General features: G+C 51.5%; 19 protein-coding genes. 13 read left to right on the top strand and 6 right to left on the bottom strand.

Features of this window, described 5'->3' with window-relative positions; all coding sequences use genetic code 11:
* The first annotated feature begins 116 nt into the window (after positions 1–116).
* From CRP01_RS34000 to CRP01_RS33990, 3 genes are all read left to right on the top strand, one after another.
* A complete protein-coding gene (locus tag CRP01_RS34000; protein WP_185154586.1) occupies positions 117–2,666 on the top strand; it encodes a DUF5686 and carboxypeptidase-like regulatory domain-containing protein in 2,550 nt (849 codons plus the stop codon).
* 106 nt (positions 2,667–2,772) lie between these two features.
* Entirely contained in the window at positions 2,773–3,504 is a 732-nt protein-coding gene (locus tag CRP01_RS33995) for a hypothetical protein (protein WP_099154546.1), read from the top strand.
* A 27-nt stretch (positions 3,505–3,531) separates the two neighbouring features.
* Positions 3,532–4,071 carry a TlpA family protein disulfide reductase gene (locus CRP01_RS33990; protein ID WP_099154545.1) on the top strand — a complete coding sequence of 180 codons (540 nt, stop codon included), beginning with the start codon at positions 3,532–3,534 and terminating at the stop codon, positions 4,069–4,071.
* A 15-nt stretch (positions 4,072–4,086) separates the two neighbouring features.
* Here CRP01_RS33990 and agaR read toward each other — a convergent pair whose 3' ends face one another.
* From agaR to CRP01_RS33970, 4 genes are all read right to left on the bottom strand, one after another.
* Positions 4,087–4,845 (bottom strand): transcriptional repressor AgaR, encoded by a 759-nt coding sequence (gene agaR / locus CRP01_RS33985; RefSeq protein WP_099154544.1) that lies wholly within the window; start codon positions 4,843–4,845, stop codon positions 4,087–4,089.
* Between the two features lie 377 nt (positions 4,846–5,222).
* Entirely contained in the window at positions 5,223–6,248 is a 1,026-nt protein-coding gene (locus CRP01_RS33980) for an amidohydrolase family protein (protein ID WP_099154543.1), read from the bottom strand.
* Between the two features lie 129 nt (positions 6,249–6,377).
* Positions 6,378–7,328, bottom strand: coding sequence for a carbohydrate kinase family protein (locus tag CRP01_RS33975; RefSeq protein WP_222845881.1), 951 nt, complete (start codon positions 7,326–7,328; stop codon positions 6,378–6,380).
* A 93-nt stretch (positions 7,329–7,421) separates the two neighbouring features.
* Positions 7,422–8,570, bottom strand: a complete 1,149-nt coding sequence (locus CRP01_RS33970; RefSeq protein ID WP_099154542.1) for an SIS domain-containing protein — start codon at positions 8,568–8,570, stop codon at positions 7,422–7,424.
* A gap of 498 nt (positions 8,571–9,068) precedes the next feature.
* Between CRP01_RS33970 and CRP01_RS33965 the strand changes: the two genes are divergently transcribed.
* Complete coding sequence (locus tag CRP01_RS33965; protein WP_233752811.1) at positions 9,069–9,770, top strand: DUF2490 domain-containing protein; 702 nt, start codon at positions 9,069–9,071, stop codon at positions 9,768–9,770.
* An 84-nt stretch (positions 9,771–9,854) separates the two neighbouring features.
* Here CRP01_RS33965 and CRP01_RS33960 read toward each other — a convergent pair whose 3' ends face one another.
* Both CRP01_RS33960 and CRP01_RS33955 read right to left on the bottom strand, forming a co-directional pair.
* Complete coding sequence (locus tag CRP01_RS33960) at positions 9,855–10,535, bottom strand: sulfotransferase family protein (protein WP_099154541.1); 681 nt, start codon at positions 10,533–10,535, stop codon at positions 9,855–9,857.
* A gap of 86 nt (positions 10,536–10,621) precedes the next feature.
* Complete coding sequence (locus CRP01_RS33955; protein WP_099154540.1) at positions 10,622–11,062, bottom strand: cytochrome B; 441 nt, start codon at positions 11,060–11,062, stop codon at positions 10,622–10,624.
* Between the two features lie 309 nt (positions 11,063–11,371).
* Between CRP01_RS33955 and CRP01_RS33950 the strand changes: the two genes are divergently transcribed.
* The 9 genes from CRP01_RS33950 (at position 11,372) to porM (ending at position 24,772) form a co-directional block, all read left to right on the top strand.
* On the top strand, positions 11,372–13,747 hold the full coding sequence (locus CRP01_RS33950) for a S9 family peptidase (RefSeq protein ID WP_170110655.1): 2,376 nt from the start codon (positions 11,372–11,374) through the stop codon (positions 13,745–13,747).
* 128 nt (positions 13,748–13,875) lie between these two features.
* Positions 13,876–14,727, top strand: coding sequence for a hypothetical protein (locus CRP01_RS33945; RefSeq protein ID WP_233752810.1), 852 nt, complete (start codon positions 13,876–13,878; stop codon positions 14,725–14,727).
* An 18-nt stretch (positions 14,728–14,745) separates the two neighbouring features.
* Positions 14,746–16,287, top strand: a complete 1,542-nt coding sequence (locus CRP01_RS33940) for a hypothetical protein (RefSeq protein WP_099154538.1) — start codon at positions 14,746–14,748, stop codon at positions 16,285–16,287.
* 329 nt (positions 16,288–16,616) lie between these two features.
* Entirely contained in the window at positions 16,617–18,665 is a 2,049-nt protein-coding gene (locus CRP01_RS33935; protein ID WP_099154537.1) for a thioredoxin domain-containing protein, read from the top strand.
* 159 nt (positions 18,666–18,824) lie between these two features.
* Entirely contained in the window at positions 18,825–19,787 is a 963-nt protein-coding gene (locus CRP01_RS33930; protein ID WP_099154536.1) for a PorP/SprF family type IX secretion system membrane protein, read from the top strand.
* A gap of 235 nt (positions 19,788–20,022) precedes the next feature.
* A complete protein-coding gene (gene porK, locus CRP01_RS33925; protein ID WP_099154535.1) occupies positions 20,023–21,258 on the top strand; it encodes a T9SS ring complex lipoprotein PorK/GldK in 1,236 nt (411 codons plus the stop codon).
* A 205-nt stretch (positions 21,259–21,463) separates the two neighbouring features.
* Positions 21,464–22,261, top strand: a complete 798-nt coding sequence (locus CRP01_RS33920; RefSeq protein ID WP_099154534.1) for a class I SAM-dependent methyltransferase — start codon at positions 21,464–21,466, stop codon at positions 22,259–22,261.
* Positions 22,262–22,521: 260 nt separating this feature from the next.
* Positions 22,522–23,133: a type IX secretion system motor protein PorL/GldL gene (porL, locus tag CRP01_RS33915; RefSeq protein WP_099154533.1), complete on the top strand. Its 612-nt coding sequence runs from the start codon at positions 22,522–22,524 to the stop codon at positions 23,131–23,133.
* Positions 23,134–23,188: 55 nt separating this feature from the next.
* Positions 23,189–24,772, top strand: a complete 1,584-nt coding sequence (gene porM, locus CRP01_RS33910; protein ID WP_099154532.1) for a type IX secretion system motor protein PorM/GldM — start codon at positions 23,189–23,191, stop codon at positions 24,770–24,772.
* The last annotated feature ends 83 nt before the right edge of the window (positions 24,773–24,855 follow it).

Below are 24,855 nucleotides of genomic sequence, written 5' to 3'. Positions count from 1 at the left end.
CTAATGTATGCCCCGTACCTTCTCACCCTTGCATTCATAATCAAAAACCTAATGAGGAATGGGGATCGGACTTACTGGTCTAAAATGCAATCCGCTTCCCAACAAATGCTCCATCTTTGAGTTTCAGAAAAAAAACCATAAGTCCGTCCGAAGTGAACCGATCCGTAAATTCGATATCCGATCTGAAGCTATTTTTCCATCCGTACCGGGTACTGGCTGTAGTGTGGCTGCTGCTGGGTATTTGCCTCCCCACGGTGGCACAGATACCTCTGTCCGGAACAGTACTCGATGCGGCGGGACATCCACTCCCTTTTGTAAATATCGTTGTCAACCAGGATACCCGACTGGGTACCACCACGGATATTGACGGCCGCTTTCAACTGCCGGCCGCGCCTCCGGTTCGGCAGCTCCATTTTAGTTTTGTGGGTTATGAAGACCTGTATTTATCACTGGATACTATAGATACAAAGCCGCCCTGGCGGATCCGCATGCAGGAGACCGCCTACGAATTTGCGGCGGTGGAAGTAGTGGCCGGCGTCAATCCTGCCGATCTGATCATGCAAAAGGTGATCCGGAACCGACACCGGAACAATCCGGAAAAGCTGGACAGCTACCGTTGCCGCACCTACAATAAAGTGGTGATGTCCTGGCTGCCCCGAACGGACAATTTTCGGGAAAAGATCAGTGAAGAGAACGAGGAGGCAGATAGTGTGACGCTCAACCGGCAGCAGGCCAACCTGCTGAAATTGATGGAGAGCGCCGATGAGCACCACCTCTTTCTTATGGAATCGCTGACCGAGCGGCGATATCGTTCCCCGGCCGCTTATGCGGAAACCATCCTGGCGAACCGGGTGTCCGGCCTGCAGGAAGCCCCCTTCACCGCTCTGGCCAATGATGTACAGCCATTTTCCTTTTACGATGAGCAGGTAATGCTGCTGGATAAGGCATTCCTGAACCCCATCAGCCCGGGTAGCCCGCAGCGGTATTTTTTCCACCTGGAGGATACCCTGTACCGGCAAACCGATACGATCTACCTTATCACCTTCCATCCCCGGCAACATAAGAATTTCAATGGACTGAAAGGGGTACTGTACGTCAATACCCATCGCTACGGCCTACAAAATATCATTGCCGAGCCGGCCGACACCGGACTGATCCATTTTCGGATCGAGCAATTATACGATCGGCCGGATACGCTTCACTGGTTTCCGGCACAACTGAACTATGAGATTAGAATGCCGAAATATCCGAGCCCTGACCTGGGATTGCAGATCCGCGGGAAAAGTTATATCCGGGAGGCAGAGATGAACCCAGATCTGGACCGGCAGGCATTCAAACAAAATGACCGCTACGTTTTCACGGATTCGGCGTTCCAGGTGGCCGACGAAACCTGGATCCAGCACCGTCCCCAACCGCTGGATACGCTGGAAACCCGGACCTACGAGCTGGTGGATAGCCTGGGCGCTGAGCATAATTTTGATGGTTGGATGCAGCGGCTGGAAGCGCTCGGAAGGGGCCGGTGGCCCCTGGGCTGGCTGGATCTTTCGCTACCCAAACTGGTCCAGTTCAATCAGTATGAGAATATTCGACTCGGGCTGGGACTCTACACCGGCGAAAACCTGGCTTCCTGGTTCACCCTGGGCGGATACGCCGGATATGGCTTGCGGGACCGAGCCTGGAAATACGGTGGCGAGATCCGCTTTTTTCCGGACTGGGACCGGCGCTGGGAATGGCAGTGGTATTACCAGCAGGACATTCGGGAGGCGGGAGCCATGGATTTTCCCTTGCTTTCCGACTTCATTTCCCGGCGGCTGTACGCCGGACGGATGGATCGCGAAGAGCGCTACGGGACTTTCCTACGTATCCAGTCCCTACGGTATCTTCAGGTTGGACTGGAAGTTTCACGTTCCGTATTGGAACCCCTTTACGATTATGCCTTCCGGCCGACGCCGGAATCGGAGCCGGATCGGGAGTATGATCTTCCGGAAGCGGCAATTCATCTGCATTATGCCTACGGGCAGCAGTATCGCCGCCTGTTTGGCAACCGGGTACCGGATGGCTCGGAGCATGCTTATCCCGCACTTTCGCTCAGCGTAAAAAGAGGCTTTGGTAGTTTGTGGAAAGGCGAGTATCCCTACTGGCAGGTAAGGCTGGCTATTGACCAGCGTTTTCGTCTGCTTTATTTGGGCAAGACCATTTATCGGCTGGAAGGCGGTGTCACGGATGGTGCGGTACCCGTTAGCCGACTCTACAACAGCGCCGGTTCGGGCCGCGAGTTCCAGTGGCTGACGGTGGGCAATACTTTTCAGACCATGGATCCGTACGAATTTCTGTCGGATCGTTATGTCTCCTTTTTCTTCCGACAGGAATTCGGTACCCTTCTGTTCAAAACGAAGTGGCTGCAGCCGTCTATCAGCCTGGAACATCATTTTACTGTCGGAACTTTATCCGATCCCGACCGGCACGAGGGCATCACCTTCAATACCCTGGAGAAAGGCTACGCGGAAGCCGGCCTGGTACTGGATAACATCATTCGACTCAACTATGTGAACTTTGCTTACTTGGGATTCGGCGGTGGCGTATATTACCGCTACGGGGCCTATCACCTGCCGGGTGGAGTGGGGGAGAACCTCGCCTTTCGCCTTTCGGTAGCATTCGATTTTTAAACATTGCGGTCGGCGTTTTCCCGGGCCTCCGGCAAAAGCATGCGCTAAAGTTTTTATCGGTAATTTTTATTGGCGATATTGATGGGAGTTTTAAAAAATAACAGCAATGAGCGATTTCTCTGATGATCAGCCCCATAAAGGACTTTTCTTCGACGGGCAGGCCCAGCCTACCGTTCCCGGTAAAATGCAGGTCAACTATTTCCAATGGATTAAGATGAACCCATCCCGCTCGCTCAAGGCGCTCGGAAGTGTGGCCGTTTCTCTTTTTTTAATGTTGAAAGTGCACTGGATCTTTGGGCTCATTTTCCTGGGGGCTTTATTGTACAATGTCTGGTACTGGGCTACCGTTTATAACCGTTTCAAAGGAGGGGACGTAAATCCCGGTCGGGTCATTTCACTGGATCCCGTGCTGGTGGCTGTCGCTTCCGATATGACTAAAGGGTATGGTCGCTTCCCGGTGCTGAAGATCGTGGAGACCCGATTGCCGAAAGAGGATCTGGTCCCCGGAAAACTTATCCCTACGGTTGCGCTTTACAACGACAACCCGCACGGCTACCCGTTTTGGGCCGAATTCCATCCGGTACCGGTCGCCCACGGGATTACGGACCGCAAGCGGATGGCCGAATTGCTCGCCCACTTCGCACCGGCGGAGATCCAGCTGATCGATCAATATCTGGATAAGGTTGGGACCAACGGCCCCGGGATCTACAAAATTGACCCGGCAGCCAGTAACTGGTCCGGCTTTTCCCACGTTGATATAGCGAAGGGCATCAATATGGAAGGGCCCCGGGATGAGCGGCCGGAACAACCGGATTACAGTGAGGATGAGTTGGTTTAAATTTTTTCCGAATTAAAAAGTAGCGCTATGGTGATCTTATATCTGATACTGAGTATGCTTACGCCGGAACTACCCGTGGCAGAGGGCAGCCTGGCCTTTTCTACATCGACGGTAGTCACGGGTACGTCCGTTGAAAATGAAATTCATTTTATCGAGAACAGTGAGCAATTCCAGTCTCTGGAAGAGGTAGTAGGCGCTCTGAACGGGAAAAAAGTATACGTTGATATCTGGGCGACCTGGTGCGGACCGTGCATTGAGGAATTCGAGCACAATGAAAAACTGCAGGAACTGGCCCGGGAACATGATTTTGATATTCTCTACCTTTCGGTAGATGAACCCAGACGGGAGCAGCAGTGGAAAGCAGCTATCCAACATTTCAATCTCAAGGGATATCACCTGCTGGTGAATCCGGCTCTGGAAAAACAATTACGGGCACTCTTCAATAACGGTGGCGGGGTACAGATCCCCTGGTATATGATCTTCGACGAAGAAGCCAAACTGGCTAAAGTCTACGCCCCCCGGCCTTCCGAGTTGAAAGCGCTGGCCCGCAACATGAAAAAACTCTGAATTAGCAACGCGGGGTCAGGCAATGATCACTTCTACGTTCTGTTTTTCGAGCTGTTTGGCGAAGAGCGGATCGATCTTATCGTCCGTAATGATCCGGCTTACGCGATCAAAGCTTGAGATAAACGCCAGGCTGGACTTCTTGAACTTTGTGGAATCGGCCACGATGATCACCTCTTCGGCGATCTCGATCATGATCTGGTTAAGGTATGCCTCTTCTACGTGGTGGGTGAAAACCCCGATCTCCGGTTTGATCGCATCCACTCCGAGGAAAAGTTTGTTACAGAATAACTGGCGGAAATTGCGCTCGGCCATGGGGCCGACGAGCGACATGGAAAATTCCTTCAAATACCCGCCCGGCATAAATACCTCGATATTCTCGTACTTGGAAATGTTGTTGACGATATCCAGGGCATTGGTGATTACGGTCAGTTTCTGGAAATGTCCGAGATGATTGGATACCTCAAAAGTGGTCGTGCCGGAATCCAGGATAATGCTGTCCTCGTCTTTGATGAGGGTAGCCGCTTTTTTGCCGATCAACCTTTTGACCTCAAGGTTGATCTTCTTCTTTTCACTAACCGTAAGCGCAATGTTACTTGCTTTAAATGCTCCTCCGTGGGTACGGATCAGCAATTTATTTTTTTCGAGTTTATCCAGGTCATTGCGAATGGTAACTTCACTAACTCCCAGGGTTTCACTGAGAAAAGATACGTTCACCTGTCCTTTCTCATCCAGTTCCTTCAGGATCCTGGATCTACGTTCTGCGGTTTTACTCATGGTGTTTACTGACTGATTATAAAGCTTTTCTTCATTACCGGTATTCGCAAGTATTGGTTGTTCAAGGGGGGCTTACATCTTGTTATTGGGTTTTCGAAGGACAATCCACCAGAGCCGGAGTACAAGTGGTGTTGACACAAAAGATCCCCAAATTATAAGAATCGATAATTTGAGCGATCGGTTCACTAACTCATACAGGGGCAGACTGGTATACTTTGTGGCTGAAAACTACAACAAAAAAACGCGGCTCCTTCCTTAGCAGGAATTCGTCAAAAATTCTCCTATCTCCCCAAAGATAGGAATCTATTCCTGGAGAAAGGCCTAATCAGCCGATAAAGCCAGCTTTGGTGAGGACATTTACGCAACTGATTGCGTAGTTAAGAAAAATTTTCGACAGTTGCGTGCTGTACTGCCTGGCTAAAGCCGTAAGTTTTGACTGCATTTTCGTAAAAGATCTTTTTCAGAACGTGGAGAGGCAGCCCGAGGCCGCGGAAAGTACCGGAAAACTGAGGTGCCTGCAACCGGTCTTCGGTGGCGAAAAAACGCCAGTGCCTTTCCCAGAGATCCCGGAGATGCCGGCCGGCTTCTCGGGGGGATTGGGAGCCATCGTAGATGAAATCCGTTCCGTAGATCACCCGATCCTGCTGCCGGATGAAAAAATCCCGCACCGCTTCCCGGTCTTGTATACTTTGCAGCTGCACGTGGCAGATCCGCTCGGCCAGATCCGTCATGGTGTGTGGGTAGCGATTGAGTCTTTGTTCTACTTCCCGGAGGTTCCATTCCAGACTGAAAAGGTGGAGCCCCACAAATCGCAGGTTCGGATAGCGTTCCAGGATCTGGTCCCGGACCCGGATCTGAGTTTCGTAGGACGGATACTGCGGATGGCGGTACATATGGTAGTGCGGATGCTCTTCAAAATATTCCCGATCCGAATCCACGGTCATTGCTTCGAGGGGCAGCCAGCAGTTGCGCGGTTCTCCAAGATGAGCGATCAGCAGGAGGTCATTTTCCTGAATAAATTCCAGTACAGGGGCCAGCTTGGGATCGTCGATCATCAGGAAGCGGCCGTCGGAATAGACCAGCGTGGGGTCCATACCGATATTCTTCCAGATCTTGATCCCGGTTGCTCCCTGGTCTATCCCTTTTTTGATCCGGTCGATTGCCCGCATGGACCAGTCCTTCTTCTGCCAGTCCTGCATGTCGAAGCTGGTGGTATGCCGTACTTTTTCGGGATGTCCGGACTGATAGGTGGCAATCACCCGGGCCTGCTCATCCAGGCTGGGAAAAATAGGTACATCGGTATTGATGGAGAGGAATTGGGCCCCCTGCTCTTCGGCGAACTTCATCAGTGCCGGAGAGTAAGCGTTTAAATGGACGTGGGCGTCAATAAAGCGCTTGAGCATAAACGACGATTTTCACAACTTTAAGTTCTGCCCGACTAAGTTCGTAACTTTTTCTTTAGGCGTAAAAAAAATGATCGTAAATCGGTCGCTTTGTTGCCAGGAGACATCCCGCCGGCTGGCACTGGCGGTCTAGCAGCCGTTCGGCAGCAGCCTTTTGATCTGGTGTTCGATGCCCAGCCCGCACCTGAAGGCCGTAGTGCCGCCGGCCGCTGTGGTATTGAGGGCTCCCATGAGGTTGCCGAACTTCAGGCAGGTTTCCAGCGGTGCATTTTCCAGGAATTTTTTAAGAAATCCGGCATTGAACGAATCCCCGGCTCCTACTGAATCCACGTAATCGGGCAGTTCAAAGGCTTTCACCCGAAAGCGGTTGCCCCCCTGAATACCGAGGCTGCCCTGCTGGCCCAGTTTGATCGCCATGATATTGGTATAGGGGGCCAGTTGCTCGATGCTGGCCTCCAGGTTGTCGCATTGGGCCAGAGCCAGCATTTCCGCCTCGTTGGGCAGGAACACGTCCACGTGGGGAAGACAGGCGCGGAAATCGAATTCCCAGCGATTACTTACATCCCATTGCAGATCAAGAGAAGTGGTAAGCCCGGCCGCTTTCACCCGCTGAAAAATTTCGGTGATATCCGCCCGGATCCCCTTTTGGAGGAAAAAATTGGAAATGTGGAAGTGCTTAAAGCGGGCGATATGTTCCCAGGGAATATCCGGCATACGAAGGGCTTCCATGGCACCGCAATAGGTGACGTTGGCGCGCTCCTGTTCGTAATTCATGACCACGGTGATGCCGGTGGAATGTTCTTCGGAGATCCGGATGAAGTCGGTGTTGACCCCTTGCGCCTGTAGCTCGCGAATGACCAGATCCCCGTAGGCATCATGGCCCACCGCTCCGCAGAAAGCCGTCGGGATGCCGATGGCCGCTGCATTGGCGGCCAGAATTGCCGAAGAACTGCCGAGGGTCAGGACCATATCGTTCGCCACGATCTCAGTGCCCAGCTGCGGAAATCCGTTAATTTGGTTAAAGATCAGATCTACATTAAGTTCGCCTACTACAAACAAACCCTTCTTAGGGATCGACATATCATATTCATTTACACAGTTCGTCAGTTACACTCCGGTTACGGTGTGCAGACATAAAGTGGGAGGCTAGTGTAGGTTCTTTATTAACGCAAATTATGGGGTATCCGTGTAGTTGGGCCGGTTTTCGTAGAGAATTACACCTTTCACTACCCGGTTGATGGTACCGGATATCGATGGGTTATCCGGATCCAGGTCCAAAGCCAGAGACTTATAGAACCCAAGTAGTTGCCCGATCAGTGTGGCGGGAATAACATTTAAACCTTTTGATCCTGGATCAAGATCGATGTTTAACCGCTCGTGCGGATCTCCGGGAAGGTGTCGCCCGAGATGAACGGTACCCATTATCCGGTCGGATCGCATCACTTCCCGGGCCAGATCACGTTCGTACTGGAAAACGTGCTGATCTTCCGAGAAGAGATAAACCAGTAGCGTTTTGGCATTTACCACTGCCATGGGACCGTGCCGGAAACCGAGAAAGGAATCGTGTTTACAAATGATCTTTCCATCGGTTAATTCCTGCAATTTGAGGTGACACTCCCGGGCAATTGCCAGCATAGGCCCGGATCCCAAAAACACTACCCGCTCGTAATCCGCTTCTCCGAGAAGTCTGATGTTTTTTCGCCGGTCCAAGATACGGTTTGCCTGGGCAATGATGCAATCCACACGGGCCTCATTTGCCCGGATATTACGGAAATCTGATAATAGGAGGATGCTGAGCAGCATGGAAGTGAAACTCCCCGTCATAGCGAGGCTTTTGTCGTTGGCTGCATCCGGTAATACCAGGCAAAAAGCGTTCCGGGGATCGAAGCTTACTTTTTTTAGCAGCTGGCCCTCCCCGTTGCAGGTGATCACCAGATGATAGAGTTCCCGGCAGTGCTTATTGGCCAGGATAACGGCCTGCGCGCTTTCCGGACTGTTGCCGGAGCGGGCAAATGAAACCAGCAGGGTAGGGTGGTGCGCCTGGAGATAATGGGTGGGATAGGTCACGAGATCGGTGGTGGCTACCGCCCGGGTGGGAATGCCCGTATTTTCCTGGACGATACCCTGGGCGGCTTCGCCGATGAAGGCCGATGAACCGGCACCCGTGAGCAGAATCTGTAGATCGGCACGCTGGAGCAGGGGTGTCAGGAAGAGCTGCAGGTCGGTTTCCTGAGCCAGAATCAACTGATAGACGGACTGCCATAGATCGGGCTGCCCGAAGATCTCACACCTGGTATGCTCACCCGCGGCCTGTTTACTCATATTGCTAAATGGTTTTACTTGGCTGTGAATTGGTGACTCCTACGAACAAAAATAGTAAAAAGGCAAATAATCGAAAGTTTTCACATTTTCTTTTATTCTTTAATCTAGATAGTTTTTTATCTTAGCGAAAGCATTTAAAGCGAAAAATTGTTCATTGTTGAAAGGCCGCCGCTCCTGACCGGTGGCGGTCTGATGTTTTGATTAACGACTTCGGAATCCTAAGCATTCAATTGCGGCCTTGCGCACGCAAGGCTGCAATGAAGTCATCCGGAGCACGTGCCTCGCTTGCAAACAAAACCAACCAAACCCTCACCCAATCCGAAAAACGGGGCCGTTAATCCAACGGCTCCGAAGCCCGGGCCTTCGGGAATATAGCTCGTGTCCTTACCTGCCTTTGATCTTTGCGCTTCTGGTCCCTTAAAAACAATGCTTAATATTGAAGTGTTGCTATTATCAATGTTAACTTTGTTATCAATAAAAGAATTAGAGCACTTGCAAATGATGAAACAACTACCTATCCTATTCGCCCTAAGCTGTATGAGCCTTATACCCACTACCTTGTCCAGCCAGGTAGATGAAAGCCAGACCGGCGCCTGGTACATGTATTTTTGGAACACAACTTTTGGAGAGAGTAATTTTGGACTCCAGGGGGATATCCAGTACCGGAACTGGGACCTGGGCGGAGATCTGGAGCAACTATTGCTCCGTGGAGGACTTACCTACCAACCCAATAATTCATCCATCAAATTCACTCTGGGCTACGGTAACATCACGACCGGCGAATTCGGGGATGGAACGGCTACCGTAGCCGAAAGCCGGATCTATCAGGAAGCACTGCTGCCCCAGAAAGTCGGCTCGCGTTTTTACCTGACCCACCGCTTCCGCTTTGAACAGCGCTGGGTGGAAGGCCAGGATACCCGCACCCGCTGGCGTTACGCTATTTTCCTGAACGTACCCTTCAACAAGAGTACCCTGGAAAAAGGTGCCGTCTATCTGGCATTGTACAATGAATTATTCATCAACGGTGGGCGAAATATCGGGGATGGTCGTATGGTGGAAGTTTTTGACCGCAATCGTACCTACGGGGCCCTCGGTTACAGCCTGGCGGACAACTTCCGCACCCAACTGGGCTACATGCAGCAAACTACCGACAACATCAGCAAAGGCCAGCTACAATTGAGCCTGCACCATAGTTTTTAGCAGGTAATCTCAGGACTTTGGAATTGAAAAGAGAAGCTGCAGTTCTCCCGTCACTCCAAAGTCCTGATGTATAAATCTCCAGGCTCAAATTCTATTTCCTTTCACCAATTCCCCGAGCATGGACTTGAAGTTCTCTTTTTTATTGAGGTGGGGAAGGGGTTCGTCCGGAACGGGTACCCCCAGGAATGTACAGAGCGGCTCCCAGCCGTCGCGCACATCGTAAACCAGGAGTTTGTCAGCGGGTACGAAGGCCTTGACGGATTCAATGTAGTCGCGGAAGATCTCCTCCACAAATGCTTTGTCTTCGAATTTCCCCTCAAACTGTTTCTCCCAGAGGAAACCGCGCACGAATTTGATACAGTTGATCACTTTCCGCAACCGGGGGTTAAAGGCCATTTTAGCCATCATCACCAGTTTCTGTTGCAGGTTTTGCGGCCCGGCCTGCCAGACGGTAGTGTACAGGCTGTTGTACCAGGATTCGAACGGACGGACCGTCAGGATCACTTTGGCATCCGGATAGCGCTCCATGTGGGCCTTATAGAAAGGATAGCAGGGGAAATCTACCGAACCGACGTAGCCCTCGTAGAGCGTGTCCCAGTCCGTGCTCCCGGTTTTTTCCAGTTCCTGCCAGTAGGGGAGCATGTCGGGATTCAGCAAAAGCTCCTTCATGTGGTAGCATTTTTCGAATCCCAGAATTTCGAGAGACCGCTTCAGGGTCGTTGTTCCGGTGCGCGGAAAACCCGCACCGATAATCTGTATGGCCATCGTTTTGCGTTGGTTAAAAAAGAGACGACTGACTTAATCCAGGTTAAGCCAGCCGCTGGTCAAATATATGCTATTTGACTGATCTTTTAAAACCATCCTGCACCCAGACCACGGAATGGCCAGGGGATGGAAATAAGGATCAGGATCAACCCCAGTAAGTACATGGTAGCGAGGGTTTTAAACCCTTTCGCTGCGGGTGCCTGCCGCTTGGCCCGGCTGTATCCGATCGTGATCAGCGCGATCCCGAGCGCCATGCCGGTCGTATGCTCCACGGTGAAGAAGCGAAGTACATCATTACTCATGGTCTCTCCGGAAAACTGCACCATCGGACTGATGAAATAAAGCACCAAACCCAGCAACAGTTGCAGGTGACAAACGATCAGGGTAAAGAGCGCCAGCCGTTGTTCCTTGGGTTCGTAAGTATTTTTCTTTTGCCAGTTTTGCCATGCTCCCACGATGGCAACGATCAGTAAGATCAGCACAATCCAGCGCAGGCCGGAGTGCGCGTGTTTTAGAATTTGATACATATAGCCTTTTTTTGGTTAGAAACTATAATGACATAGTTTCGTGGATGGTTGCTAAGGTAGTATAGCTACGGGACATTTGGAGCCTGCCGTGCGGGGGATTTTAATTTTTTACATTCTAAACATATTCGCGCCTGAATTCCTTATCTTTCCAGCTGAAGAATTCACCTAATTGATGCAAGTCGCGGGGTAGCGGTGGATCGGCCGGAAGATCGGATTAAGAACGCTTCCGGTAAAAAGGTCCGGTGTTCTATTCTCCTTTCCGTTGTCTTTGGCCGGTTTGCATGACCACTTTAATTTATTCGAGATAGTATGCGTTTAACTTTCTACTGCCTTTGCCTATTTACCATTCCCTTGTTCACTTACGCGCAACCTTCCGTCACCAACCGGTCCAGCCTGGAGATCCGCCAGATCATGCAGGGTGAGGACTTTGTGGGATATTTACCGGAAAGCGTTCGCTGGGGAACGGACAGTCGCACCATATATTTCAGCTGGAATCCCGATGGCGATACCCTGCGTTCGGACTACCGCATACGGGTTGGCGAAAACCGCCCGGTAAAAGTGACCGATGAAGAGCTCAAAGCTATGCCCGGACGCGGGAGTTACAATACGGACCGGGATCAGATGGTCTACAGCCGGAACGGGGATCTCTACTGGATGGAAACGGGCACGGGAAAAACCCGGCAGCTGACCAATACGGTCGGGTATGAATCCAGCCCGGAATTTTCCGGAGATGATCAGTTTATCGTCTACGAATCGGACAATAACCTGTTCACCTGGGAGATCGCTACCGGTGAGATCACCCAGCTGACTAATTTCATTAAGGGCAACAAGCGGTCCAGCCGTTCCAGCGAGGGCCAGAAAAAGTGGCTGGAAGACCAGCAGATGGAGTTGTTCGACGTGCTGCGCGAACGCAAGGCCGTGAGCGACGCCCGCCGCAAACGTCGCGAGCAACTGGAGCCGGACCGGCCGGTGGAGATCTACTACGGCAGCAAACGGATCGGCGGGATGACGGCCAGTCCCGATCTGAGATACGTAGCGTACCGCCTGACGACCACTGTGGATGATAAAATATCCGAAATGCCCCAGTACGTCACCGAATCGGGATACGCGGAAATGGCCCGCACCCGCCCGAAGGTAGGCGATATTCAGGATAGCTACGACTCCTACTTATACGATCGTCAGCGGGATACTTTTTACACCATCAAGACGGGTGAAATTCCCGGCATTAAAGAAAAACCGGCCTATCTCTTCGAATACCACGAAGGAGAGGAGGAATTTGAACGCGAGTATAAGAACGACCGGGATGTGATCGTTGCCGGCCCTTATTTTTCCGATAACGGGCAGGCCGTGGTCGTCATTCGTTCGCTGGATAACAAAGATCGCTGGATCATGCAACTGGACCTGGAAACCGGATCCCTGAAATTGCTGGATCGCCAGCGGGACGAGGCCTGGGTCGGCGGCCCCGGTATTTCCGGCTGGAATTTTTCCGGAGGCACCATCGGCTGGCTGCCGGACAACGAGCACATCTATTTTCAATCCGAAGCAACCGGGTTTTCCCACTTATATCTGCTGAATGTGAAGACCGGAGATAAGAAGGCGCTGACCAACGGCAAATTCGAGATCATCAGCGCGCAGCTTTCCAATGACGGCAGTACCTTTTATATCGTTTCGAACGCCGAAAGTCCCCACGAACACCACTTCTATCACCTGCCGGCCATGGGAGGTAAAATGCAGAAGATCACCCAAAGCAAGGGCGGGCACGAAGTAGATATCTCGCCCGACGAAAAATATCTGGCTATCCGCTTTTCCACTTCCAACCAACCCTGGGAACTCTACGTCATGGAGAATAAAGCCGGTGCGGAAATGACCCGCCTGACGGAATCCACCACCGAAGCCTTCGGTACTTATGACTGGCGCAAACCCGAGATCGTACGCTTCCGCGCTGCGGACGGGGCTCAGGTACCGGCCCGGATCTATCGTCCGGAAAATCCGACACCGGACGGACCGGCGGTGATCTTCGTACACGGCGCCGGATACCTGCAAAATGTCCACGAATGGTGGAGCAGTTACTTCCGGGAGTATATGTTCCACAATATCCTCGTGGATAACGGTTATACCGTATTGGACATCGATTACCGCGCCAGTGATGGCTACGGCCGCGACTGGCGGACGGCCATTTACCGCCACATGGGCGGCAAAGACCTGTCCGACCAGGTGGATGGAGCCAAATACCTGGTGGATGAATGGGATGTGGACGCGGACCGCATCGGTATTTACGGCGGTTCCTACGGGGGCTTCATTACCCTGATGGCGCTTTTCAACAATCCGGGTACCTTTAAAAGCGGAGCCGCGCTGCGTTCGGTAACGGACTGGGCGCATTACAACCACGGCTACACTGCCAACATACTGAATACGCCGACTACGGACAGCATCGCCTACCAGCGCAGTTCGCCGATCAACTTTGCGGAAGGCCTGGAAGATCAGTTGCTGATCCTGCACGGAATGGTCGATTCCAATGTGCAGTTTCAGGATGTGGTACGGCTGGCTCAGCGCCTGATCGAACTGGGTAAGGACAATTGGGAGTTTGCGGTTTTTCCGCTGGAAAGCCACGGTTTTGTGGAGCCCAGCAGCTGGACCGACGAATACAAAAGGATATTCCGGCTTTTTCAAGAGACATTGAAATGATTCCTTATCTTTAGGCATCTGGCCATCAAACTGTCAAACAATCAGATCATTACCACACTAAATCACCTTATCATCCATAATAAATGGCAATTTTAACCGTTGTACTTGGCGTTATATTTGTGCTATTGATGTTGAGTTTATTTGCTACCAGTATCATGGAATTACTGGCGGCGATGCTCAGATTACGGGGGCGCAACCTTAAGATGACCCTCAAGAATTTGTTGATAGACGAAAAAAAAGGTAGTAGTGGCGTTTACGAGGCCTTTATTACCAATCCCCTTTATAAACAGCTGTCTTTTAAATACGGAAGAGGCGTTTCCAACCCACCCTCTTATATCGATAATGATTCCTTTCGAACCATTCTCTTTGATATTATTCTGGGAGAAGATGGTCTGGAATCACAATTGAAGACGAAGATCGATGCTCTGGAGAACGACGAGATGCGACGCATCCTCAAGCAGTTGATCCGGGATGCCGACGGCAAGATCGACGTGTTCAAGCAGCGAATCGGAGAGTGGTACGAAAGCATCATGGATCGCGCATCGGGCTATTACAAACGCATGACGCAGAAGATCCTGATCATCGTCGGTATCGTGATGGCCGTAGTGCTCAACGCGGATACCCTGGCGCTGTACCGCAGCCTGGAAACCAATCCGGAAACTCTGGACAAACTGGTAGCTGCGGCCGAAGCAGTGGCGGAGAACGAAAGTGTGGACGGGATGGTCCGGACGGACCTGGAGTACGAAGCCGCGCTGGAGCAGGTGCGAAGAATGAAGGGCAATGTAGACGATTTGCGCTCTCCGCTGGGAATGGGCTGGCAAAATATCAACCTGGCGGAGATGAGCGTGTATAACTGGGCCGTCAAGATTTTGGGATGGATCATTACTGCCATCGCCATTTCTCTGGGAGCGCCCTTCTGGTTCGATCTGTTGCGAAAGATCGTCAACCTGCGGAGTACCGGCGAAAAGCCGGCGGATTGAGAATAAGAACCGACCGATATGCTAAGATCATTAATCCCATGTTTTCTACTGAGTCTGCTCACCCTTGGTTTTGCCGGCGCGCAGACCTATATTCCGACCGATTACAGTAACCGAAAGATCAGTTTCAAAACTACCGGTGAGACTTCCACCCCCAGCAAGATCAGGATGTACCTGGCGCCCACCTCCGAGAATGAAGGCGGGGGATTGACCTACGTCATGGAGGAGATCCGGGCTACCGCCAAAAAGCTGGAGCGGCAGAAAGTGAAACGCAAACGCCAGAAAAAAGCGATCGAACTGATCCGGGATGAAGTAGAAAACCGCTACCTACGCTCCTACAGGGGGCTGGCGGATTTTAGCAGTCTGTTTAAAGCCCGGCAATACAACGAACTGACGGCAGCGGCCCTGATCTCCATGCTGCTGGACGAGCTGGCCATGGAACACGAGCTGTACTGGGAACAGGGGCAGGCGAAGATCACCCTGGAAGACGGCACCTTATTGCCCATCGATCAGTGGGGGAAAAACCGGCCGGCCCGGCGCGCCCGCGAAGAGGAACAGTCTCATTTGCTGAACGTGCTGGATGCGCTGCAACTCGGACCGGAAAATTCACTGCACCGGGCCATGGTCACGCCCTACAGTGCGGGAGCCGAAAAAAGAAGTCTTTTGCCGGCAGAGCTGACCGGCATGTTGTTCTACCGCCGCGCCCTGGATTTTTACGCGAAGGGTAAGGCCACTGCGGCCGTGGAAGCACTGGAACGGGCCCGGACCTACTACACGGACCCAAAGCTGGACCTGGTCCGCTACGCCATTCTCTACCGGCAGGCCAGCGAAAGCGGTCAGGATTCGACCATGGTCGAGCCCCTGTTTGAGCTATACAGCCTGCATCCCCGTTCCGAAATATCGCTGGAACTGGTTCGTCGTTTTGCCCAGTTGGCAGAGTATTATCTGCTTCGCGAAAACGATCAGCCCTCCTTTGAAAGGCTGTACGACCAATACCGCCGGGTTTTTTCCGGTCAGCTAGCGATCCTGCAACAGTTGAAAGAGATCTACTTTATTGAGATGGCACAGTTTCACGCCGGCAGGCACGAACCGCACCAGGTAACTACCTACCTGGATAGTCTGAGCCACTACCGGCCCAATGATCCCAAGATACAGGCCATTCTGACGCCGCTATTGCTGCGGTCACTCTGCAATCAGAAGGATCCGGACGAGGGGTTGAAGATCGTAGAAGAATATCGCCGGGATTATCCTTTTCTGCGCAACGAAGCCCTGTTTCTGGATATGGAGCTCTGCTACCGGGCCGAACGAACCCGCCGGGCCTTCGATGGTGAAGATGAAGCCCGTGGCCGAGAATGCCTGGAAGCTTTTGAGCAGGTGTTGGCCCAGGCCGGACTTACACCGCGGAGCGAATCCTGGATCACTACCGCCTACACTTCCGCTTCGGCCTATTATTTTCGGAATGCGGATTATGTGAATGCCCGCTGGCTGATCCAGAGAGCGCTGGCACTGATCCCGGATGATCAGTTCCTGCTGCACCGGAAGGACGTGCTTCAGAACTATTAGTTCACCGGGCTGCCGGAAGCCGACGCTTCGGTTATACGGATCGAAGTGTTTGGGGAAGTTGACTGCCACCAGCACTTTTGGACTATGGCACTTTGCGCCAAGCATAGAATACAACAGTACGGGCGTGGCTAATCCCTTGGAGCCGACCATCCTTACCGCAATACCGCCGCCGGCTAACTATTACCACCAAATATTGTTAAAATAGCGTAGGTTTGACCGGTACATGCTCGTCATGCCGGAAAAGTGGCGGGTTGGCCGTATGCCGAAGACCTTGCCACCGCCAATAACCTTCTTTTAATTTTTAACCACCGGACCTGCGAATACTGTCTATGAATCGACTGCAACACGAAACCAGCCCATATTTACTACAACACGCCCACAATCCGGTCGATTGGTACGCCTGGAAACCCGAGGCTTTCGAGCGGGCCCGAAAAGAAGATAAACCCATCCTGGTCAGTATCGGTTATTCCACCTGCCACTGGTGTCACGTAATGGAGCGAGAATCTTTTGAGAACGAAGCGGTGGCCGCCTTTATGAATGAGCATTTCATCAACATCAAGGTGGACCGGGAAGAACGCCCGGATGTTGATCAGATCTATATGGAAGCCTGCCAGGCTATTTCCGGTTCCGGGGGCTGGCCGCTGAATTGCTTCCTGTTGCCGGACGGCCGGCCGTTCTTTGCCGGCACTTATTATCCGCCGCGACCGATGGGCAACCGGCCGTCCTGGTCGCGTTTGCTGGAATACATGATCCACAATTTTCGGGAGGAACGGGAAAAAGTAGAAGCCCAGGCCGAGCAGCTGACGGATTCCATTCGTCGCAGTGATGAATTGTTCCTGCGGGCGCCGCAGGGGAAGGAAGCGGCGGTAGCGGTGGACCGGAATTACCTCCAGGCCCTTTACCGGCAGATGGCCCAGCAGTTTGACCGAACTTACGGTGGTTTTGGCGGCGCCCCGAAATTTCCCGGTTCCATGGGGCTCAAATATCTCCTGCGGCACCATTTTTACTTCGATACGCCGGAGGCTTTGCAGCACGTACAGCTTTCGCTGGATAAAATGATCGGGGGCGGCATCTACGATCAGCTGGGAGGAGGTTTTGCCCGCTACGCTACGGATCAAGCCTGGCTGGTGCCGCATTTCGAAAAAATGCTGTACGACAATGCCCTGCTGGTCGACCTGCTGGTGGATGCCTACCAGGTAACAGGAGCGGAGCGATACCGGCGGGCCATTACCGAAACGCTCGGTTTTATCCAGCGGGAGATGACCGCTCCGGGAGGAGGATTTTATAGCGCCCTGGATGCAGATTCGGAAGGAGTAGAAGGGAAGTTTTACGTATGGGAAAAGTCCGAAATCGAAACTATTTTGGGTGATGAAGCCGCCCTTTTTTGTGCCTTTTATGATGTCAGCGAGGGCGGCAACTGGGAAGGACACAATATATTATGGCGTCCGTATGACGAAAAAGCATTTTCCGCACGGCATAATATGGCGCTTCCGGATCTGCAGGAAAGCCTGAAAAGATCCCGGGAATTGCTGCTGGCCGCGCGTTCGCATCGCGTTCGTCCGGGATTGGACGACAAGATCATTCTCTCCTGGAATGCCCTGCAGATAAAGGCCTACGCCCGGGCGGCGGCCGTGCTGGGAGAGGAGCAGTACAAGCGCGAAGCCGTCAATAACCTGCATTTCCTGTGGGAACACTTCCTGCAGGAAGACGGTGAAGGCTTTTACCATGTCTATAAGGAGGGGCACCGGCAGTACGATGCTTTTCTGGACGACTACGCTTTCATGATCGATGCCTTACTGGCGGTCTACCGCCTGACCTTTGAGGCAGAATATCTGGAAAAAGCAGCGGAACTGACCGACTGGGTAGTGACGCAGTTCCTTGACGAAGAACATAAATTATTTTATTTTACTTCCCGCAAACAATCGGACCTGATACTGCGCCGTAAAGATCTCTACGATTCGGCTACTCCCTCCGGCAATTCGGTCATGCTGGCCAATTTGCTGCAGTTAAGTATTTTGTTCGACCGGAACGACTGGCGGGAGATCGCGGAGGAGATGTTGCGTAAGGTACAGGACACCGTCGGGAAATATCCGACTTCCTTCGCCAACTGGGCGGCTTCTTTGAGCGCCACGGTGTTCCCTCCGCTGGAGATCGCCGTACTCGGAAGGGAGGCGGAAACCACGATTCGGAAGTTGCGCGAACATTATCTGCCGGGAAGTATTATAATGTTAAGCGAGACGCAAAACGATACTTTTCCGCTGTTGCGGGGAAAAAGTGTAACGGACGACACTAAAATATACCTCTGTCAAAACTATAGTTGTCAACTACCCGTTTCGAATATAGAGGCATTGATGACACAGATCGAGAAAACTAAATAAGCGACGCACTGCGGTGCGTCCGAACACTGTTGATGCTGGAGGAGGAGGATTAGATAGCGGGCCTACGGGCTATTGCAAAAATGATCGTTTTTACTGCCGGGAAAAGCTTCCGGATACACGCTTAATCTCACAGCATCCTAACATCATACTATCAGCTATATGAAGTACGGCTTTACCCTGATCCTTTTTTTAGGCTTTTACCTGGGGTTGCAGGCTCAGCAGCCGGCACAGTACTCCCTGTACATGTACAACCGGGTCAACTTCAATCCCGCCTACGCGGGGCTGGACCACTCCCTGAGTTTTACCGGCGTTTACCGCAGCCAGTGGGTGGGGCCGGAAGGCAGCCCGACCACCCAGAATGTGAGTATACACATGCCCTTGTATCTCGCTTCCGGCGGGGTGGGACTTCATCTGGAGAACGATGCCACCGGGGCGCGCAAGTTTACCTCCGCGACCCTTTCCTACAATTATCAGAAATTCATCGGTGAGAGTATACTGTCCATTGGCGGTTCGGCGGCCTGGGCCCAGCGCAGTATTGACGGCAGCCTGCTGCGTACACCGGACGGCAGCTACCAGGATGGCGCCATCAACCACGAGGATATCGGATTGTTCAATACCATCGAAACGGCTAACGTCACTACTTTTGGGGCCGGCGTATACTTTCAGAACGAACGTATCGAAGGCGGGATCTCGGTGCAGAATATTACCGAGCCGGAGGTGACGCTGGAGAACCTGCAACTCGCTTTAAATCGGGCCTATTATCTTACCCTGACCGGCCATTTTGACCTCACCAACAATATCGTCTTACATCCCTCCGTTTTTGTCCGGTCGGACGCGGTGCAAACTCAGATGGATTTTTCCGCAATATTTCAGTACAACGACAATATATTTTTAGGTGCCGCGTTTAGAGGTTATAATAATACTTCCAATGATGCCGTTAGCATATTGGCAGGGTTAAAACTCAGTGAAAAAGTTACACTGGGGTATGCTTACGACATCACGATCTCCAGTTTCAATACCGTCCAGAACGGTACCCACGAGATCATGATCAACTACAATTTGAATAAACGGATTATGGGTGGCCGGCCACCGGCGATCATTTACAACCCCCGATCGCTCTAAATGGCCCCATTCGCTGCCCGCAGCTGCACTGTTCGGCTGCAGTGAAATTGATATATACATTATTGAAAAGTATATTATATTCACATCCAATAGTTACCGGAACTTGTTCCAGCTTGTTAATTAACAAACTGGAGGGTGTGAAAGTGGAGGCGTGATTTTGTGGAGACCAATAAACAGTCTATATTTACGGCTCTTTTTTATTTTTATTTATCTGAAGGAAAACTTGGGTGTTAACATGAAAAACTTCGTCAAAGTTTTAGTGGTGCTGCTCGCAGTAGTGGTAGCTTCTTGCGGTAGACGCGAAAGCGGTCAGTTGACCGGCGTACTAGACCGCCCCACCTGGAAAGGTATCAATCCCTACGGTATGGTGTATATCCCGTCCGGAACCGTGACCATCGGTCCGAGTGATCAGGATATCAGTAATACCTACATTCAACGACAAAAGACCATCTCCATCCAGGGATTCTACATGGATGATACGGAGATCACCAACAATGAGTACCGCCAGTTTGTATACTGGGTGAGAGACTCACTGGCGCACGCCTATCTCGATCACTACATCGAGGACGACGTGACGGGTGAAGAACGGATCGACTGGGAGTATGAGATCGACTGGGAAGATGAAACCCTCGAAGATCTTTACTATCAGGGCGATGACCGTTTTGCCGGCCGTAAAGAATGGGATGTTGATAAATTCGAATACGAATACGAGGTCTACGACTGGAAACGCGCTGCGCACGATCGCGGTAAGTCTCCCCGTAACTCGTTCATTAAGCGTACGAAAGTAGGTGTCTACCCGGATACGATGGTGTGGATCCGTGACTACGCTTACTCCTACAACGAGCCGATGGCCCGTAACTATTTCTGGCACCCAGCCTTCGATGATTATCCGGTAGTAGGGGTAGATTGGCACATGGCCCGTGCGTTCTGTTACTGGCGTACGAACCTGTGGAACACCTACGAAGGTAGTGATGTAAACACCGAAGACTTCCGTCTGCCTACCGAATACGAGTGGGAATACGCAGCACGGGGTGGCAAAGAGCTCGCTCCATTCCCCTGGGGTGGTTACTACGTCCGCAACGCCAAAGGCTGTTTGCTGGCGAACTTCAAACCCGGTAGAGGTAACTATCCGGAAGATGGTGGTCAGTATACCGTAAAAGCGGATGCTTACTTCCCCAACGATTATGGTCTGTACAACATGGCCGGTAACGTGGCCGAGTGGACCGAATCCTATTTTGACGAAAACGCAGTTTCCTTCATACACGACCTGAACCCAACCATTACCTACGAGGCGAGAGACGATGATCCCGATGCCTGGAAGCGTAAAGTGGTACGCGGCGGCTCCTGGAAAGACATCATGTACATGATGCAGACCGGTACCCGCGAATGGGAATACCAGGACACAACCAAATCCTACATCGGTTTCCGTTGTGCATTGACCTTCCTGGGTCGTTCTATCAATGATTTCTAAGCTATTGGCAAGTATTTTTGCTCAGTAGTGACAATATGGATATCAGCTCTCGGGCTGGTATCCATATTGTTTTATTATGTGTATAAGTTTTATAGGTGTTAATGTGGAAAAGTATTTGTAGGTGCAATTGAATCGGATTTCTGTACTTTTCCATTTCCCGACCTTTCAACATTTCCACCTTTAGATCTTTCGACCCGTTAGTTAAATGGCCTTCGAATTTCACCAGGATAAAGACCGGTATTTTGCAATGCAGCGGGAGAACGCTGCGGAATACGTGGTCCCCTTCATTCAGCAATACGCCGGTATACGGGCGGACGATCACGTTTTGGAAGTGGGTTGCGCCGAAGGCGGCGTGCTGCAGGCTTTCCTGGATCTGGGGTGCACCGGAGTGGGCGTAGAGCTGCTGCCGCAACGCCTGGAACTGGCCCGCCACTATCTGGCGGACGCGCTGCGGGACGAACGGGTGGAACTGATGGCCAAAAATGTGTACGATGTAGTGCCGGAACGGGATTTTAAACGCCCTTTCGACCTCATTGTACTCAAAGATGTGATCGAACATATTCCCGATCAGGAAAAGCTGCTGCGCAAGCTGGGCTCTTTTCTCCGGCCGGGAGGATATATTTTTCTGGGCTTTCCACCCTGGCAAATGCCCTTCGGCGGCCATCAGCAGATCTGCCGCCATCGCGTGCTTTCCAAATTACCCTATTATCACCTGTTGCCGGCCCCGGCCTATAAAAAGGTACTCGAAGCCGGTGGCGAAGCGCCACACGTGGTGCAGGAATTATTGGAGATCAAGGACACCGGCTTGTCCATCGGTCAGTTCGAGCGTATAGCCCGACAGACAAATTTTAACATTTTAGGCAAGCAATTATACCTGATCAATCCGATTTATCGTTACAAGTTCAACCTTCAGCCAAGAAGGCAAATGGGTATCCTGGGAAATGTCCCTTACCTGAGGAATTTTGTGACTACCTGCGCCTATTACCTGATACAAGCCAAGTAAATTCCGTTAGGATCTCTGCACTTTCCGGCCGTTGCGACCCGGCAGGTCGTGGGGCCCTAATCCTGGCTGAGTACGGTGAAACGGCCCGGAATAGAACGGGAAATTGTATAAAAACCGCTTCCTCAAAAAAGATTTAAATTTTTTTTCTGCAGGGTGTTACTTTTTTTGTTTCCTGCATTATAAAACCGTAAAAGCTTTTGGCGAAAGCCGAAAATTGGTAAAACTCCATCCATTTATTCACAGTAAAAGACTTTAATAAAATGAGCTTCGTAAAAACAAAAGGCTTTAAGTATTTTAAGAATTTCATTATTGGTATTGGTGCTGCATTAGTACTGCTGGGAGCACTTTTCAAAATTCAATCTTGGGAAGGTGCGGACTTTATGTTGACCGTGGGTATGATCACTGAGGCGGTTATCTTTGCTTTCCTGGGTATCATTGGACCTGAGCCGGATTACTACTGGCACAAGCTGTACCCAGGACTGGACAAATACAACTCTACGCTCCAGCCACTGACTGCCGGCCCGCAGCAGCCGCAGATCCAGACTCCTGCCCTGAACGGCGAGGTAGTGGAGCAGCAACTGGGAGGTATGCTTTCTGAGCTACAGGTAATGTCTAAGAGCCTTTCTTCTCTGAAGGCCCTGCAGGAAGTTGACTTTTCCGGTACCAAGGATCAGATCAGAGCAATGGGTAACTTCTACACTAAGCTGAACGAGGCGATGGCCGATCTGGGAGATAGTGTGGAAGAGGCTAAGGCTTACAAGGAGAACCTGTCTCATCTGAACTCCAACATCAGTTCCCTGAATGCGCAGTACGCTGCCCTGAACAACGTTTACGGTAACGTGATCTCTGCCATGTCAAGCGTAAGAGGCTAATTGCCGGCGACGTTTAACGGGAATCTTTTGTAAAACCGAAAAAAATTAGAAAATTATGTCAATTCCAAAGGAACCGCGGCAGTTGATGATCAACCTGATGTACCTGGTACTGACTGCCATGCTGGCACTGAACGTATCAGCTGAGATCATCAACGCCTTCTTTATGATCGATAGAGGGATTGAAGGTTCCAATAATGTTATCGATGAGTCCAATGAGTTTACATTGACTGCATTGGAGAAAAACGCAGAGCAGGACCTCTCCAAATACCGCCCTCTCGTGGATGCGGCCAAAGAGGTAAGAATCCTGTCCCGCGAATTCAATACCTACATTGATAGCCTGCGGCAACAACTGGTAGACGCTACCGGAGGATACTATCCGGAAGATCACGAAAAGTATGCCGGCCGCCCGAAAGGCTACAAAAATAAAGATATCACTACTCGTGTACTCGGTGAAGGACCGGAAGGTGCCGAACTGAAAGAGAAGATCTTGAACTCTCGTCAGGAACTGTTGAGCGTTATCAACCAACTGGACGGTACGGAAGGTACCAGCATCAACGAGGAATCACTGGCCGAGTTGGAGAAAAGTATCACGCTGAACATCAGTGATGATTGGGAAACCAAGGTGAAAAAGCCGGTAAGCTGGCAACACTTCACTTTCAACCACATGCCGCTGGCATCTACTTTCCCGATCTTCCGGAAGTTCCAGAACGATATGAAATCTTCCGAAGCTGCTGTACTGAACTACCTCGTGAACCAGGTAGGTGCTACAACCTTCAAGGTGGACAACTTCATCCCGATCGCTTCTGCTCCCAAGAGCTACGTGATCGCTGGTGAGCCCTACAAAGCGGATATCACGATCGGTGCTTCCAGTAGATCTGTATACGAGAACATGTCTATCAAGGTGAACGGATCTTCTCTGAATGTAGAAGACGGTATCGCCAGCTACGAGACCAGAACAAGCGGTACGGGTGTGAAATCCTACAAAGTAGATATCACCCTGACCAACCCGACTACCGGTGAGGTAGAAACGTACTCCAAAGACTTCGAATATGAGGTTGGACGTCGTTCGGTAACGGTTTCTGCCGATAAGATGAACGTATTCTACATCGGTGTTGAAAACCCGGTATCTGTAGTTGCTGCCGGTGTATCCAGTAACGACCTGCGCGTATCCGGTAGTGGTGGCGGACTGAGCCTGTCCCGGGCCGGTAACGGTAAATATACCGCAACCGTAAGCCAGCCGGGTGAAGCCAAGATCACGGTATCCGGTGGTGGTTTGTCCTCTACTTCTTTCGACTTCCGCGTGAAGCGTATCCCTGACCCCGTTGCTCGTCTGTCCAGAAGCTCTGGCGGTGAAATGGGTAACGGTGAGTTCAAAGCTCAGCAGGGTGTAGGTGCATTCCTGGACAACTTCGACTTCGACGCGAAGTGCGATATTCAGGGTTATAACCTGGTATACGTACCGAAACGTCAGGATCCGGTTGAATCTGTAAACCCGGGTGCTCGTTACAACGATAAGTCACGTCGTCTGGTAGGCCAGGCCAAACCCGGAGACATCTACTACTTCGAAAATGTGAAGGCAAGATGCCCTGGTGATAAAGCCGGTCGTACCATCAACTCCATGGTATTCAAGATTAAATAAATGGCATGGAGCCAGGTGCTTGGAGCTTGGGATCACCCAGGCTCCCGGCTCTCCGCCCCAAGCCTGAAAAATTTTTTCCTTTA

The sequence above is a fragment of the Flavilitoribacter nigricans DSM 23189 = NBRC 102662 genome (assembly GCF_002646595.1).
GTDB classification, from domain to species: Bacteria; Bacteroidota; Bacteroidia; order Chitinophagales; family Saprospiraceae; genus Flavilitoribacter; species Flavilitoribacter nigricans.
The sequence above is the reverse complement of the archived record's forward strand: the minus strand, read 5'-3'. Positions and strand labels throughout refer to the sequence as shown.